Source organism: Sulfurimonas sp., from assembly GCF_026196735.1.
Lineage (GTDB): Bacteria > Campylobacterota > Campylobacteria > Campylobacterales > Sulfurimonadaceae > Sulfurimonas.
Map to the genome: position 1 here is coordinate 286,203 of NZ_JAPHUF010000007.1, position 14,764 is coordinate 300,966.

General features: G+C 35.1%; 8 protein-coding genes. 6 read left to right on the plus strand and 2 right to left on the minus strand.

Annotated elements, in window-relative coordinates; all coding sequences use genetic code 11:
• The first annotated feature begins 1 nt into the window (after position 1).
• Both truD and OQK60_RS04665 read left to right on the plus strand, forming a co-directional pair.
• Positions 2-1,093 carry a tRNA pseudouridine(13) synthase TruD gene (gene truD / locus OQK60_RS04660; RefSeq protein ID WP_297684586.1) on the plus strand — a complete coding sequence of 364 codons (1,092 nt, stop codon included), beginning with the start codon at positions 2-4 and terminating at the stop codon, positions 1,091-1,093.
• Positions 1,090-1,908: a phosphatidylserine decarboxylase gene (locus OQK60_RS04665; RefSeq protein WP_297684588.1), complete on the plus strand. Its 819-nt coding sequence runs from the start codon at positions 1,090-1,092 to the stop codon at positions 1,906-1,908. The genes truD and OQK60_RS04665 overlap by 4 nt, the downstream gene beginning before the upstream one ends.
• A 44-nt stretch (positions 1,909-1,952) precedes the next feature.
• Here the strand turns inward: OQK60_RS04665 and ychF are convergent, their stop codons facing one another.
• Positions 1,953-3,071, minus strand: a complete 1,119-nt coding sequence (gene ychF, locus OQK60_RS04670) for a redox-regulated ATPase YchF (RefSeq protein WP_297684590.1) — start codon at positions 3,069-3,071, stop codon at positions 1,953-1,955.
• A 325-nt stretch (positions 3,072-3,396) separates the two neighbouring features.
• Here ychF and OQK60_RS04675 point away from each other — a divergent pair, with 325 nt between their 5' ends.
• Genes OQK60_RS04675 through OQK60_RS04690 form a run of 4 tightly spaced genes read left to right on the plus strand, consistent with a single transcriptional unit; the run spans position 3,397 to position 8,863 of the window.
• Positions 3,397-4,713: a TolC family outer membrane protein gene (locus OQK60_RS04675; RefSeq protein ID WP_297684592.1), complete on the plus strand. Its 1,317-nt coding sequence runs from the start codon at positions 3,397-3,399 to the stop codon at positions 4,711-4,713.
• A complete protein-coding gene (locus OQK60_RS04680) occupies positions 4,691-6,874 on the plus strand; it encodes a type I secretion system permease/ATPase (protein WP_297684594.1) in 2,184 nt (727 codons plus the stop codon). Before OQK60_RS04675 ends, OQK60_RS04680 begins: the two co-directional genes overlap by 23 nt.
• A complete protein-coding gene (locus OQK60_RS04685) occupies positions 6,864-8,246 on the plus strand; it encodes an HlyD family type I secretion periplasmic adaptor subunit (RefSeq protein ID WP_297684596.1) in 1,383 nt (460 codons plus the stop codon). The genes OQK60_RS04680 and OQK60_RS04685 overlap by 11 nt, the downstream gene beginning before the upstream one ends.
• A gap of 5 nt (positions 8,247-8,251) precedes the next feature.
• Positions 8,252-8,863 (plus strand): LuxR C-terminal-related transcriptional regulator, encoded by a 612-nt coding sequence (locus OQK60_RS04690; RefSeq protein WP_297684598.1) that lies wholly within the window; start codon positions 8,252-8,254, stop codon positions 8,861-8,863.
• A gap of 116 nt (positions 8,864-8,979) precedes the next feature.
• Here the strand turns inward: OQK60_RS04690 and OQK60_RS04695 are convergent, their stop codons facing one another.
• On the minus strand, positions 8,980-14,652 hold the full coding sequence (locus OQK60_RS04695) for a VCBS domain-containing protein (RefSeq protein ID WP_297684600.1): 5,673 nt from the start codon (positions 14,650-14,652) through the stop codon (positions 8,980-8,982).
• Between the last annotated feature and the right edge of the window lie 112 nt (positions 14,653-14,764).

Here is a 14,764-nt window from a genome sequence, read left to right on the forward strand (position 1 = left end):
TATGGATAGATTTTATTCACTGAACCACTCTTCAATTGACTTTCTTTTTAAACAGACTCCACGGGATTTTGTTGTTGAAGAATTACCTCTGTATGAATTTTCAGGTGAGGGTGAGCATCTCGTTTTGTTCGTAAGAAAAAAGAGTCTCTCCACGCTAGAACTGGTAAGTTTGATTGCTAAATATTTAGGAATTAAAAACAAAGAGATAGGCTATGCCGGACTAAAAGACAAGCATGCCATGACAAAACAGTATATATCTATACATAAGCAGTATGAAGAGGCTATGGAGAATTTTTCGCATGATAATGTGAAAATCATATCAAAGACATATCATAATAATAAAATCAAAACAGGACACTTAAGAGGTAATAGATTTTATATTAAACTCAAAAAAGTTAACCCAACTTCTGCACAAAAAATAGATGAAGCTCTTAAGAATATATCTAAAGACGGTATGCCAAACTTTTTTGGTTATCAGCGTTTTGGAAATGATGGCGATAATCATATAGAGGGTGAGAAGGTTGCAAAAGGTGAGAAAAAAGAGCGAAATCCAAAGATAAAAAAATTACTGATTAATGCTTATCAAAGTCATCTGTTTAATCTTTGGCTTAGTAGAAGATTAGAGATAAATACACTTGTTCAAAACTTTAAACCCCAAGAGCTGGAATCGCTCTTAAATATGCCAAATAGTGAACTTGTTAGCATGAAAGCACAAAAGCATCCATTTAAGCTTATCAGTGGCGATATTATGGAGCATTATCCACATGGTAGACTTTTTGATTTTGATGGGAAAGAGGATGATTGTAAAAGATTTAATGACAGAGACATCTCTCCAACAGGACTTTTATGCGGTAAAAAAGTAAAACAATCTTCAGGTAGTGCAAGGCTTATCGAGAAAGATTTTGATGATGAGATTAATGCTGATGGAGCTAGAAGATATGCCTGGGTATTTCCAGAAGAGGTAGAGGGCAGGTTTAAACCAATTGAAGCGCAGTATGAACTTAACTTTTCACTTCCAAAGGGTTCGTACGCAACTGTGCTGATTGAAGAATTAGCAAAGAGAAAAATAAATGATAAGAAAGATATTAGATGAGTAGACATATAACTTCGGCAATTTCACAAACATTTGGTAAATTTGCAAACAGAGAGTTTCCTAAAGGGATTCAAAACTTTATAAACAACGGCTATGTAAAAATAATGGGATTAGATATGAGTGAATTTCACTCTCCGGAGACATACCGCAGCTTAAATGCTCTTTTTACTAGAAAACTTAAAGAAGATAGAGCGTATTCTCTAGATGCTGATGACTTTATCTCTCCTTGTGATTCTTGGATATCAGAGTGCGGAAACTTAGATAAAGAGTATGCTCTTCAGATAAAAGGAATGAGCTATAAATGTGATGATTTTATAGGTGATGAGTTTACTCAAGAGGAAAAAAACATAGTTCATGACGGTACTTTTGTAAACTTTTATCTTTCTCCAAAAGATTATCACAGGTACCATATACCAACAAACTTAAAAGTTTTAAAAGCAGTACATGTACCTGGAAAATTTTATCCGGTAAATGTTCCGTCATTAAACAAAAGAGTAAATTTATTTATAGAAAATGAGAGAGTTGTTTTACATTGTGAGACAAGTTCAGGAAAAAGATTTTTTATGATTTTGGTAAGTGCTTTAAATGTTGGCGTAATGCAAGTTAGTTTTGAGCCAAAGATAAAAACAAATGCCGATGCAGTTAAAAGTAGTGCATACAGTTATGAGAATTTACATCTAAACAAGGGTGATGATTTTGGTTGTTTTGAGATGGGTTCTACTATAGTTATATTGGCTGAAAAAGAGACACTAGAGTTAAATATTAAAGCTGGTGATAATGTCAAATATGGGGAAACTATCGCAAAAATAAGCTAGCTTTTTAAAGGAAGTTTATTGTTAAACTTCCATGTGTCGGCTATTTAAACATTAAATCTAAAGTGCATGACATCGCCGTCTTGCACGATGTATTCTTTACCTTCGAGTCTCATTTTGCCGGCTTCTTTCGCTTTTGCTTCACCGCCACACTCAATGTAATCATTGTATGAGATGACTTCAGCACGAATGAAACCTTTTTCAAAGTCATTATGGATAACTGCGGCAGCTTTAGGTGCAGTTGTGTTTTTACGAATTGTCCAAGCACGAACTTCTTTAACACCTGCTGTAAAGTAACTCATTAGACCTAACTTGTCAAAACCTTTATGGATAATTTGATCAAGCCCAGACTCTTCAATACCGAGTTCATTTAAAAAGTCTTCAGCTTCTTGCGGCTCAAGTCCAATTAATTCTTCTTCAACCTTTGCACAAAGTTTTATGATTTCACAATTATTTTTTTGTGCATGCTCTGCTAATGCTGCAACATATGGATTGTCATCCATTGAATCACCCTCATCAGTCAGACTTTCCTCATCAACATTTGCACCATACATAATCTCTTTATTGGTTAAAAATCTAACTTCATGATTTAGTTGTTGATACTCTTCTGTATTGGTTTTTTCAAAGTTCCTAGCTAAATTACCTTCTGCTAAAAACTCTAAAAGTTCTTCTGCTATACCTAAAATCGCTTTAGCACTTTTATCGGCTTTAGCTTGTTTTTTTAGTCTCTCTATTCTATTTTGTAAAACTTCAATATCAGCTAAGATTAGCTCAGTCTCAATAATCTCAACATCTCTTAATGGATCTATGCTTCCCTCGTTATGGACAATATTGTCATCATCAAAACATCTTACGATTTGTAAAATAACTTCTGTCTCACGAATGTTTGATAAGAACTTATTTCCCAAGCCTTCACCTTTTGATGCACCCTTAACAAGACCTGCAATATCAACAAAATCAAGTGTTGAGTATTGGATTTTTTCAGGGTTTACTATTTTGGCAAGCTCTGCTAGTCTTGAATCAGGAACTGGAACTACCGCTTTATTTGGCTCTATCGTACAAAAGGGATAGTTTGCCGCTTCTGCATTTTGTGCTTTTGTCAGTGCATTGAAAGTTGTTGATTTGCCTACATTTGGAAGTCCCACAAGACCGATACTTAAACCCATATTTTCTCCGATATTATTTTATAAATTTACATTTAAACTACAAATTTAATAATTTGTGGAATTATACTGAATAAACCTTATAAACTACAAACCACTTATTGATATATAGACAGAGTTTTGTTCAATAAGTAAGTTATAATTATATTGAAAATCTTTATATTTAAAGATGTGATAGAATAATCAAATAAAATGCAATAATATAAAACATATAAATTTGAGTTTAATTGTACAAAGTAGTGAATTCTTTTATGTTTTTTATAATTATTTAAGAATGTCTTTAGAATATGAATAGTACACTTATAGTATATAACAAAAAGGATATAAGATGAAACAATATACATTACTATCGGTGGCTTTGGTACCTGCACTTTTAAGTGCTATGACCGTGACTGAAGTTGTTCAAAAAACAATTGAAACACATCCTCAAATGACAATGAAGAGGGAGACGCATAATGCACAAAAAGAGTTGCTCACATCAGCTAAGTCCGGTTATCTGCCAACGCTAGATATATCGTATTCAGTTGGTCCTGAACACACTAGAACAATAGCAAATGGTAGAGAAACTGAAAGTTTAACGCGTCAAGATGCTTCAGCTACTTTGGCCTTAAATGTATTTTCTGGTTTTGATACAAAGTATGGGGTTGAACAGCAAGAAGCGCTTATCTTGTCTGCAGGTAATTCGGTTATGGAAAATGCAAATAATTTAGCACTAGAAACTGCTTCATATTATCTAGATGTACTTAGATACCATGAACTGCTTCAAATTGCTAAAGAAAACACAGAAGTTCATAGAAAGTACCTTTCACAAATCAAAGAAAAAGTTGATGCCGGAGTTGGTCGTGCGTCTGATTATAAGCAGACTCTTTCTCGTTATGAGGGTGCTTTAAGTGTTCAGTATTTAGCGCAGCAAAACTATGATAACTCAATCGCAAGTTTTCAGCGTATATTACCAGGACCTGTATCTGCTGCGGATTTAGAGAAACCGACAATTGGAAATATTCCTGCTGATAACATGGAGTCTTTAGTTGAGATTGCTTTGCAATACAATCCTACTATAAATGTTTCTAGAAATGATATAACAGTAGCTAAAGCAGCTTTGAGACGCTCTAATTCAGCTTTTTATCCAAGAGCAGATATTGTTGCTACAACTTATTGGAATAAAAATGTACATGGTATCTCTAGCAGTACAAGTGCTGTAAATCCACTAGGTCACGAGATAGACTCTGGACAAAATGCTCTCTTGGTACTTAGTTATAATATCTTTAACGGTATGTCAGATAGAGCAAATGCACAAGCAAATCAACATAAACTACTTAACAAAAGAAGTACACTTGTAGATTCAGAGCGCTATATCAAAGCTTATACACAAATTGCATGGCAAACATTTGAGTCAACAAGAGAACAGTTGGTTCATATTGAGAAAAATATTGACGCAAGTGCTGAGACAGTAGCTGATTATAGAAAAGAGAATGAACTAGGTCGTAGAAGTATTATTGACCTTTTAAATATTGAACTTGAATATAACGGTGCAAGAAATCTTAAAGTCACAGCAGAATATGATCGCTTGTTGGCTTACTACCAAATCTTATCATACACTGGCAAAATAATGGAAGAAATGAATGTCATCCAAGTTTGTGACTAAAGATCCGATACTTGAGTGCTTGGTGATTTTCACCAAGCTCTACAATCGTCCATTTAGTGCAGATGCTCTTGTTGCCGACCTTCCAGTTGCTCCTGGCAGGGTTACTCCTAAGCTTTTTTCACTTGGGACAAAAGGTTCAAAATCAGCTTTTCATCGTGCAGCACAGCGTGCAGGATTTAGCTCTAAGTTAGTAAATTACTCACTTAAAGATATATCCCCTTTGCTTTTGCCTGTTATCTTGATCTTAAAAGGTGATAAAAACAATGAGAAAGCTTGTATTTTAACAGAAATAAGCCCAGACAAAAAGTATGCAAAAATTATTTTACCCGAAGTAGGAGAGGGTGAAAACTGGATTGAAACAGAGTTTTTAGAAGCAGAGTATATTAATTTTGCTTATTTACTAAAGCCTGAACATCACTACAAGGATGCACATAAACGCTTATTAAAACATGAAAAGAACCATTGGTTTTGGGGAACTCTCTCCTTTTCTAAAGGTATCTATATGGATGTGATTGTTGCCTCTTTTTTGATAAATCTTTTTGTTATGGCAAGTCCGATTTTTACTTTAAATATCTATGACAGAGTTGTACCAAATAATGCTATAGATACCATGTGGGTCTTTGCTACGGGTATTGCGGTAATTTATGTATTTGATATAATTTTAAAATTTTTGCGCTCGTATTTTCTTGAAAATGCAGCTAAAAAAAGTGATGTTATTATGTCATCAATGATATATGAACATGTAATGAATCTTAATATGGCATCAAAACCTGGTTCTGTTGGATCATTTGCTAGTAATTTGAAAGATTTTGACTCAATTAGAGGTTTTTTTACTGCATCTTCGATTGCTACAATGATAGATCTTCCATTTACGATTATATTTTTATTTATTATTTATATCATTGGAGATTGGTTAGTAGCAATTCCAATGATTAGTGCTTTAATTATAATTATTTATAGTTCCATTGTTGAAAGACCAATGCGACATAGTGTTCAGAGCACATATGAGGCATCTGCACGAAAAAATTCTGTATTAATCGAGTCAATAGCGGCATTAGAGACTATTAAAGCTTTAGGAATAAGCGGGCAGTATCAATGGAAGTGGGAAGAGGCAACCGGTGATGTTGCACAAAAAGGTCTAAACTCTAAAATATTGTCAAATTCAATTTCAACATTTGTCAATTTTGTAGTTCAGTTAAATACTGTCGCTATCGTAATTGGCGGTGTTTATGCAATAGGCGAAAAATCCTTGAGTATGGGTGGATTGATAGCTGTTGTTATGTTGGGTTCAAGAACGCTGGCGCCTCTAGGACAGGTTGCATCTTTAATAGCTAATTTTCAACAAACAAAAACGGCATACGATGGTATTAACAACATAATGCAGCTGTCTGTTGAGCGTGATGAAGCTAAAAAATTTGTTCATCGTCCAACATTTAAGGGTAAAATCGAATTTCAACATGTAAGTTTAATTTATCCAAATACAGAAAAAAAGATTTTAGATGATGTTAGTTTTGTAATAAACCCTGGAGAATCTGTTGGTATCATAGGTACAAATGGTTCTGGAAAAACAAGTATTGAAAAACTTATATTGGGACTATATGAACCTACTGAGGGCTCTATTTTGATTGATGGAATTGACATTAAACAGATAGACCCTGCTGATTTAAGAAGAAGTATATCTTATGTACCGCAGGATGTTGTTTTATTTCAAGGTACTTTAAAAGACAACATTATTTTTCGGTCTCCTGACGCAAGTGACGAAGATATATTGTATGTTTCAAAACTGAGCGGAATAAGTGATTTTGTTGATAAACATCCTATGGGATATGACATGCCTATCGGTGAGAGAGGTGATGGTCTCTCTGGCGGGCAGAAACAGTCTATAAGTGTTGCTAGAGCTTTTATCCATCCTGCACCGATTATTTTGCTTGATGAGCCAACAAATTCAATGGATAGTATGCATGAGAATAACTTTATAAATACGCTGGCTTCTTATAAAAAAAATAAAACCACACTATTAATATCACACAAAAATAATTTATTGGCACTCAGTCAAAGACTTATTTTGTTAGATCAGGGTAGGGTAGTTCTAGATGGAACATATGCTGAAGTTGTCAAAAAACTAAATAGACCAAAAAAAAGAGTAAATCATGAGTCTTGAAGATAAATTTGTAGAGTACTCATATAAAAAAAAAGATATTAAAAATCTTCGTGTAAAAGACGATGACGATTTGGAGTATATGAACTCTGTTAGTTCAGCAATGTTGATGCATACATCATTAAGCACTAAGCTAATGTTATGGACAAGTGCATTTGTAATTGTATGGTTGATATATTGGGCTTATAATGCTGATATTGACGCGTTAACCCGCGGTCAAGGTAAAGTTATTCCTTCTCAACAGATACAAGTAATTCAAAATCTAGAAGGTGGTATTGTTAGTGAAATTCTAGTTAAAGAAGGAGAGGCTGTAAAAAGAGGAGATATTCTTATCAAAATTGATGATACAAGTTTTCTCAGTAATTTTGCAGAGAATCAACTTCGCTACAATGAACTTCAAGCAAAAACAACCAGACTTTTAGCCGAATCAACCGGCAAGCCGTTTAAAGCATCTAAAAGAATAAAGCAAGAATCACCAGAGCTGATCAAGCATGAACTCTCTTTATACAGAAGTAATAAAGAACAGTTAGAAAACAATATACTTATTTATAACCGTCGTTTGCAGCAAAAAAGAAATGAGCTTACGGAGGCTCAAGCAAAATTGGTTCAACTTACCAATAATTTCAATCTAATCTTAAGAGAAGTGGAACTTAATAAACCATTAGTCAAAAAGGGCATTGTATCGGAGGTGGAATTTCTGCAACTTCAAAGACAAGCAAGCAGTATAGAAGGCGAAATGAAAGCTATAAGTCTATCTATACCTCGTCTTATTTCTGTGCTGGAAGAACAAAAAAATAATATAAAAGAGGTTGAGTTAGCCTTTAGAAATGCAGCAAAAGAGGCATACAATGAGGCTAAGGCTGAAATGGAGAGAATTGAGAGATCAAATATTGCCCGTGAAGACAAGGTAAAGCGTACATTTGTTCGTTCTCCGGTGGATGGAACAATAAAACAATTATTGGTTAATACTGTCGGTGGTGTCGTTAGACCGGGAATGGATATGCTCGAAATAGTCCCAGTTGATGATAAACTTTTAATAGAAGCAAAGGTAAGACCTGCTGATATTGCGTTTTTATTTCCAGGACAAAGAGCAATAGTGAAATTTTCTGCTTATGACTTTGCAATATATGGTTCTCTAAGGGGCACATTAACACACATAAGTGCGGATACCATTATTGACCCAATTGATAAGCAAAGTTATTACCTTGTACGAATTAAAACCGATAAAAATTACTTGGGCAATGAAAATAAAAAGCTACATGTCATGGTTGGTATGACGGCAGATGTAGATATTATTACAGGAAAGAAAACTGTTTTAGACTACATATTGAAACCAATTTTGAGAGCAAAAGAAAATACATTAAGCGAAAGGTGACAGTTATGCAAAAGATAATACTATTTACAAATATGTCTTCTATTAGAAAACATTGGGAAAATGCTCTTACACAAACTTATCAAACTGTATGCATAGATGATTGTAACAAACTGGCATCATACTTAAACAAACATACAACGCCAATAATTATACTTTTTGATGAGATGAGTGTTGCTGATATTCATAAGTCACTACAAATATTAAAAAAATACAATTTTATATCAGTTTTGCTTTTTAATGCTGCACCGGAAGTACATCATGCATCTACCCTTTTAGGAGAGGGTATTAGAGGGTATGAAAATTCATACATACATAAAGACAATTTACTAAAAATGATTGAGAGTGTTAACAATGGGCACAATTGGCTTTTTAGTGATTTAACGCATTATATTATCAATAAATATATTCAAAAAAATGCTGAAGACGAACCTGACTTTATGCCAACTTTAACGGAAAAAGAAAAAAGTATCGCACTTATGGTAGCAGATGGATTATCAAATAAAGAGATTGCAAAACTCGAAAGAATAGCCCTCTCAACGGTCAAAGGACACATAAGACATATATTTGAAAAAGCAAATGTAACGGATAGAATATCACTTGCGTTAAAATTTAAATAATAAGCCTCACAACTCAAAGTTTTTAATTAATATTTGCGATAATTTAGAAGGAAAAATTTAAATAGTTTGTGAAGTAGATTCCCACGCTTTTGCGTGGGAATTAGTAAAACTATAACCTAGTCTACATCAATTGGTATTTCAATATCAATCAATAATTGTACACTAGTATCAGCTACATTGGTGTATGTGTTATAACCACTTTCAGTTACTGTAGGAGATGTGTCGACTACCCAACCGTTAGCAGCTATGTCATTGACTGAATCACCTGCATCGCCTGTGATTTTAAGTACATTATCGGCATCGGATAACTCAATAACATCAGCTAATGTAATATTTGATAAATCGTGATTACCAACAGTTAAGTCTATCTCATCTAAAGAATCTGGTATGCCAGTTTCAATAGTACTAGTATCATTATCAAGATCAAAATCATTAGCTTGATCTACTAATGCTTCTACATCAATTGTGCCCTCAGCAGAAGTATCAAAAGTAAGAGTCTGATTTTCAAAATTGATTTCAAAGTTGTCTAAATACCACACCTCAGCCCAACTATCCCCGCCTTTAGTGTTAGAATCTAAAGAGACATCTACTTTACCATCTTCATCAGCTATAACTTGCATAACTACATGGTATACACCATCGCCGCTAGTTGCATAAAGTGTTTGCGCAGAATCATTTGCTGTAATCTCTATAGAATCGTTACTATTCCAACTATAATATTTGCCTGGTTGATTTAGTATTAAATCAAATTCTACTGAGACTTCTAGATTTGCATAATCGCTACCCAAATCAAACTCTCTATGTACTACAGTGTTTTCATCAAATGGACCAAATTTATTTTTCGATAAATCCCAGTCGCCACTAGCACTAAATCCACCTTTTGTGTAGTCCCAGCTCCAGCCTTCATTATCCCAGTTAGAAAAATCTTGCGATACAAGATTGCTAACATTAGCGGTTACAACTCCTGTAATATCATTAACACTAACTTCCAAAGTTTTCATATCAGAAGCACCGAACTGATCTGTCACTCTTACATCTAAATTGTACGATGGAGCAAGTTCGTAATCTAAAGATTGACCATCTTTTACAAAAATACTCCCATTATTGTCAATATCAAAGATACCGTAATCATTATCTAATGAGTATGTTAAGACAGCACCCGCATCAACATCATCACCAACAACATTTCCAACTATGCCAGATGTAGTTTCGTTAAAACTAGTAGCTGCATAAAGCTGTACATTATCAAGAAGTGGACCGTAATTGTCTGAAGATTCCTCGGCAAACATCAATGTATTTGCACCATCTACAGCATCTACTTCAAAAGTAAATGTTTTCCATGTGCCATCAGTTTCATGCATATCTGCTTCAGTAATAGATGCTATTTGAGTACCATTCCAAAGAACTATAAATGCATTGTCTTTTGTTGCCGCATCTCTTGTTGCTGCATCAAAATTTAAGATGAATTTTCCTTCTTTTAAATTAAGTGTTTGTGATAATGTATCAACCACTCCGTTATAGTCTAGCTCTGCATGCTGATCACCATCTGACGCAGCATAACCGTATGTGCTAAGGTGATCCCATATTTCAACTTGATCTGCAGCTACCCAACCTGGAACTCCAGTTGCAAAATGTGCCCATGTTCCTGATGAAATATCAGGATTTTCAAAACTTCCATTAACAACTAGATTATCTCCACCGAACACGCTAAGAGTTGGTGCATCATTTGTACCTTGTATTTCAACTACTACAGGTTGTGTATCTGTAGCACCATGCTCATCAGTTACAAGAACATTAAATACTTCAGTAACAATTTGATTTTCATTAAGCGCTTCTGTCGCTGGTAAATCATTGTTTAGAGTATATGTCCATGTTCCAGTTGTAGAGTCTATAGTAAATGTTCCATATGTGTCACTTGGATCTATTACGCTCCATGTCAATATTGCTCCATTGTCTTCATCGGTTGCGTCTAAGTCTCCAGAGACTGTAGGTATTCCATCTACTACAACACCTGAGTCAGTTGTTCCGGCTTCAATAACAGACGCTGCTGCTTCGGCTCTAAAGTCAAAGTTTTCAGATGAGAATGCTATATATTCTCCCTCTGCCTCAATATTACCTATTTTGAGTTCTGGTTGGAATATATACTCGATACCTTGATCCCACCAATATATCTCAATATCGTGAAATCCATCACTATCTAAGCTAAAGCTATGATAATGAGTTTGAGGTGATTGATTAGCAGTTCTTGTTGCAACCGCCGTACCATCAATAATTATCTGGTACCCATCATCTGATAAAATTTTAAATGTATACTCACCGGCATCAAGTTCAACTTGACCTGTTAAACGAACTCCACCATCACTAGTATTGCCTGGATCAGCACTTAGAGTATGTGCATCAGCTTTGAGAAATGTTTGTAAACTCTCATCTGTAGAAACATGATATGTATCACCGTTTGAAAAGCCATGTGTTGTAATACCTAGTTCTCCATAATCAATATTTGTAGCTCTAAAGGTTGCATCTGGATCTTGATCCAAGATTTTTGCTTGAAAATCAGCTAAACTGTGAATTTGACTTCCTATGCCATAATACTCTCCGTTTAATCCGTTAAAGATATTAGGATTTGTACTATCTGTAATCTCTGGTGCATCATTTGTACCCGTTACAGTAATGGTAACTGTTTTTACTTCTGACATTGATGCTTCATTATTACTATCACCATCTAAAGGTGCACCGCTGTTATCTAAAGCATAATAATCAAACGAGACTGTTGCTGTTTGACCAGCTGCTAAAGCATTAAAGTTACCACTCATAGTGTAAGAACCATCGCTGTTCACTTCTATATTTAAATCGGTTACTCCCGGGGCACCTGTAACTGAAGGCTCACCATTCATATGATAAGTATGTAAGTCATTAAAATCATCATCTACAAGTGTTTCTGAAAGAGTTCCTGCAAATGTAGTTAATACATCTGTTTGATCAAAATCTGTCAAAGGATCTCCAGAGCTAGTTGTTTCAAGTAACTCTTCACTAATATCACTTACAATCGGCTGATCATTAGTACCAGTGATAGTTAATGTAACAGTTTTAGGTTCTGATATTGAAGATTCATCGTTATCTGTTCCAGTTCCAACACCGTTATTGTCAACTGCATAATAGTCAAATGTTACGGTAGCTGTCTCACCCGCTGCTAAAGCGTTGAAATTACCTGTAACTGTATAATCTCCATCTGTATCAACAACTACATTAAGCCCTGTAATAAGAGCTGGGTCTATAGCTTCTGACGCTACATCTGCTGTCTCTGCGCTGAGGAAATACTCATGTGTATCATTTGTATCATCGTCTTGAGCTGTTGCCAAGCTTGCATTAAATGTTGTAAGAACATCATCTTGTGTATCATCCACACCATTTTGGTAAGCATCGTCATCATGTGATTCATAGATTGCAGTTGCGGCAATAATAACTTCTTGTGAAACATTTCCTACTGTTTGAATATCAGTTACAGTACCACCCGATACATGTTGAATGTTTAATGCCGAATCTACAACTGTATCTCCAGAATTCATAACACCGAAAGTTATCGTATGAGTACCGGCTGTTGTAAAAGTGTGACTCAGTATTGTGTTTCCATTAACATCAGTATCAAAAACATCTTCAAGTGTTGTTAATACACCATCAATAACAACAAATGAAAAATCATTATAATAACTACTGTCATTTTCAGCATCAAAGAAATCCCAGTTAAAACTAACAGTCTCATTCGCAGCACTTGTTAAAGTAAACTTAATCGCCGAACCGTCAGTAGGAGAAGAACCAGTGTTTGAAATACCCATCTCGGCTAATGCTTCAATGGTAGCCAGAGTAGCCCCGCTAGCAACTAAACTCCAAAGTGAAACCTCTTCACCATTCGCATTTATGTCACTTACTATCGGCTGATCATTAGTACCGGTAATAGTAAAGGTAATAGTAGCCGGCTCAGATGTGTCAGACTCATCATACGGGTTTGCAGGGTCTGTCCCAACTCCACTATCATCAACTGCATAGTAGTTCACTGTAACTGTTGCTGTTTCACCGGCAGCCAATGCACCGAAATTTCCTACTATTTCATAATTAGCTGAATGTGGAGTTGCATCTTCATACGCATTATCTGTTAAAGTAATACTCTCAATAGTAACATCAACTGGTGAATCTATTGTTATACTTTCTTCATCTACAACAAATACATGTGTATCGTTTGTATCAACATCATATACACTTAACTCACCTGTTAAAACATTGTTTCCATCATCTGTTGTATCATCTACAAGAGGCACATCTGTATCGTCATGAGTTTCATAAATAATATTGTAAGTATTTACAAAATCTTCAAGAAGATTTGCAGCATAAATTTTCATATTAGCAACCACATTAGAAGGACCACCGTTGTTAAGATAATAATCTAATGGAATTGTTGAATATATAACAGTACCTTCTCCATAAGTGTATGCAAAAGTAACTACATGTGAAGGGTCTCCATCAGTCATAAGAACTTCCGCCCCCTCAGGTAAACTTTCTAAATCAACATATCCATGGTTGGAAGATGTTCCGCCATCTAAAGATGTATCATCAATGTCTCCACCAACGCCAGTTTCTAAATCATCATCAATTATTTCAATCTCGTCGTCATTTCCAAAATATCTATGAAAAACTATAGAACCTCCGTCTGGAAGTATTAGTGAACCACCTGTAACATATCTATCATGTATAATTAAAGTCATCCCACTATTAACAGCATCAGCTATACTTCCTAGCTGACTAAGATATTCCGATCCGTAACTTGAATTGCTTGGATTTTGAACATAAAGAGTATCTATACCTTCAAGTTCTGCAGAACTAAGGTGAAATAGTTGAATATCATCCAAACCAGCAGCATTAATACTTTCGACTTGTGTACTAACTCCTTCTCCCTGATTCATATCGTAGTATCCAACAACACCACCTGTTGATTCACCATTTATATTTATATCAGCAACATACGGCTGATCATTAGTACCGGCAACTGTAATAGTAACAGTAGCTGGATCACTTTCAAAACCTTCTGGAGTGTGAGTTTCTACAGTCTTATATGTAAAAGTAACATCTCTTGTCTCGCCAACACCTAAATCTTGGAAATCATCTTCAGTATTGTAAATATATCTACCATCAGGAAGCAAGATAAGAGAACCTTCGCTTGGTCCATCTACTAAAACAAAATGAAAAGGGTTTCCATCAGCATCATGACCTAAAAGTTGTCCAACAACATTATTTGGATTATCTTCCATTGCCGTATTGAAAGCATCTTGGGCTGTTGGAGCATTATCATTTGTTTGATCATCCATCGTACCGACATCAACACCATCTAAACCTGCAAGGCCAGGGTTTGGACCTCTACCAAAACCCTGCACACTTGATTCAGCAACGATGTCACTAGGAGTAAATTTTCCGCTTCCTTCAGCAGCCTCTTCACCGGCTGCTGTCTCTAAATTAAATATATCAGCTAAGTTTTTATCACTAGCCAAGCTATCCATAACATCTGCACCGGCAATAACAGAACCATCTGTTAAAACTCTAAAGATACCATCATACGCAGTTGCTTCGGGAAGAGCCGTGTACTTAACCTGAAATAGCGCTTCAGGATCGACACTGATAATCTGCTCACCCTCATATATGAAACCATCATACGCTGGCTCACGCGCAACACCGTCAATACCGATAATCTTAACAGAACCTTCAGAAACCTGAACCTGTCCAATTGTTTTTCCACTAGCCATAACACACCTCCAAAATATAATTATAACTGCATGTTAACATATGTGTTTTAGTATGTAAATAGTACTTTGGTATTATTCTACAATTAAAGAACATATTAGTGTTTGTAATTGT

What these genes read in the sequence shown, in the direction of transcription:
- truD (WP_297684586.1), top strand. Translation starts at nt 2, where the DNA reads ATGGATAGATTTTATTCACTGAACCACTCTTCAATTGACTTTCTTTTT.
- OQK60_RS04665 (WP_297684588.1), top strand. Translation starts at nt 1,090, where the DNA reads ATGAGTAGACATATAACTTCGGCAATTTCACAAACATTTGGTAAATTT.
- ychF (WP_297684590.1), bottom strand. Translation starts at nt 3,071, where the DNA reads ATGGGTTTAAGTATCGGTCTTGTGGGACTTCCAAATGTAGGCAAATCA.
- OQK60_RS04675 (WP_297684592.1), top strand. Translation starts at nt 3,397, where the DNA reads ATGAAACAATATACATTACTATCGGTGGCTTTGGTACCTGCACTTTTA.
- OQK60_RS04680 (WP_297684594.1), top strand. Translation starts at nt 4,691, where the DNA reads ATGTCATCCAAGTTTGTGACTAAAGATCCGATACTTGAGTGCTTGGTG.
- OQK60_RS04685 (WP_297684596.1), top strand. Translation starts at nt 6,864, where the DNA reads ATGAGTCTTGAAGATAAATTTGTAGAGTACTCATATAAAAAAAAAGAT.
- OQK60_RS04690 (WP_297684598.1), top strand. Translation starts at nt 8,252, where the DNA reads ATGCAAAAGATAATACTATTTACAAATATGTCTTCTATTAGAAAACAT.
- OQK60_RS04695 (WP_297684600.1), bottom strand. Translation starts at nt 14,652, where the DNA reads ATGGCTAGTGGAAAAACAATTGGACAGGTTCAGGTTTCTGAAGGTTCT.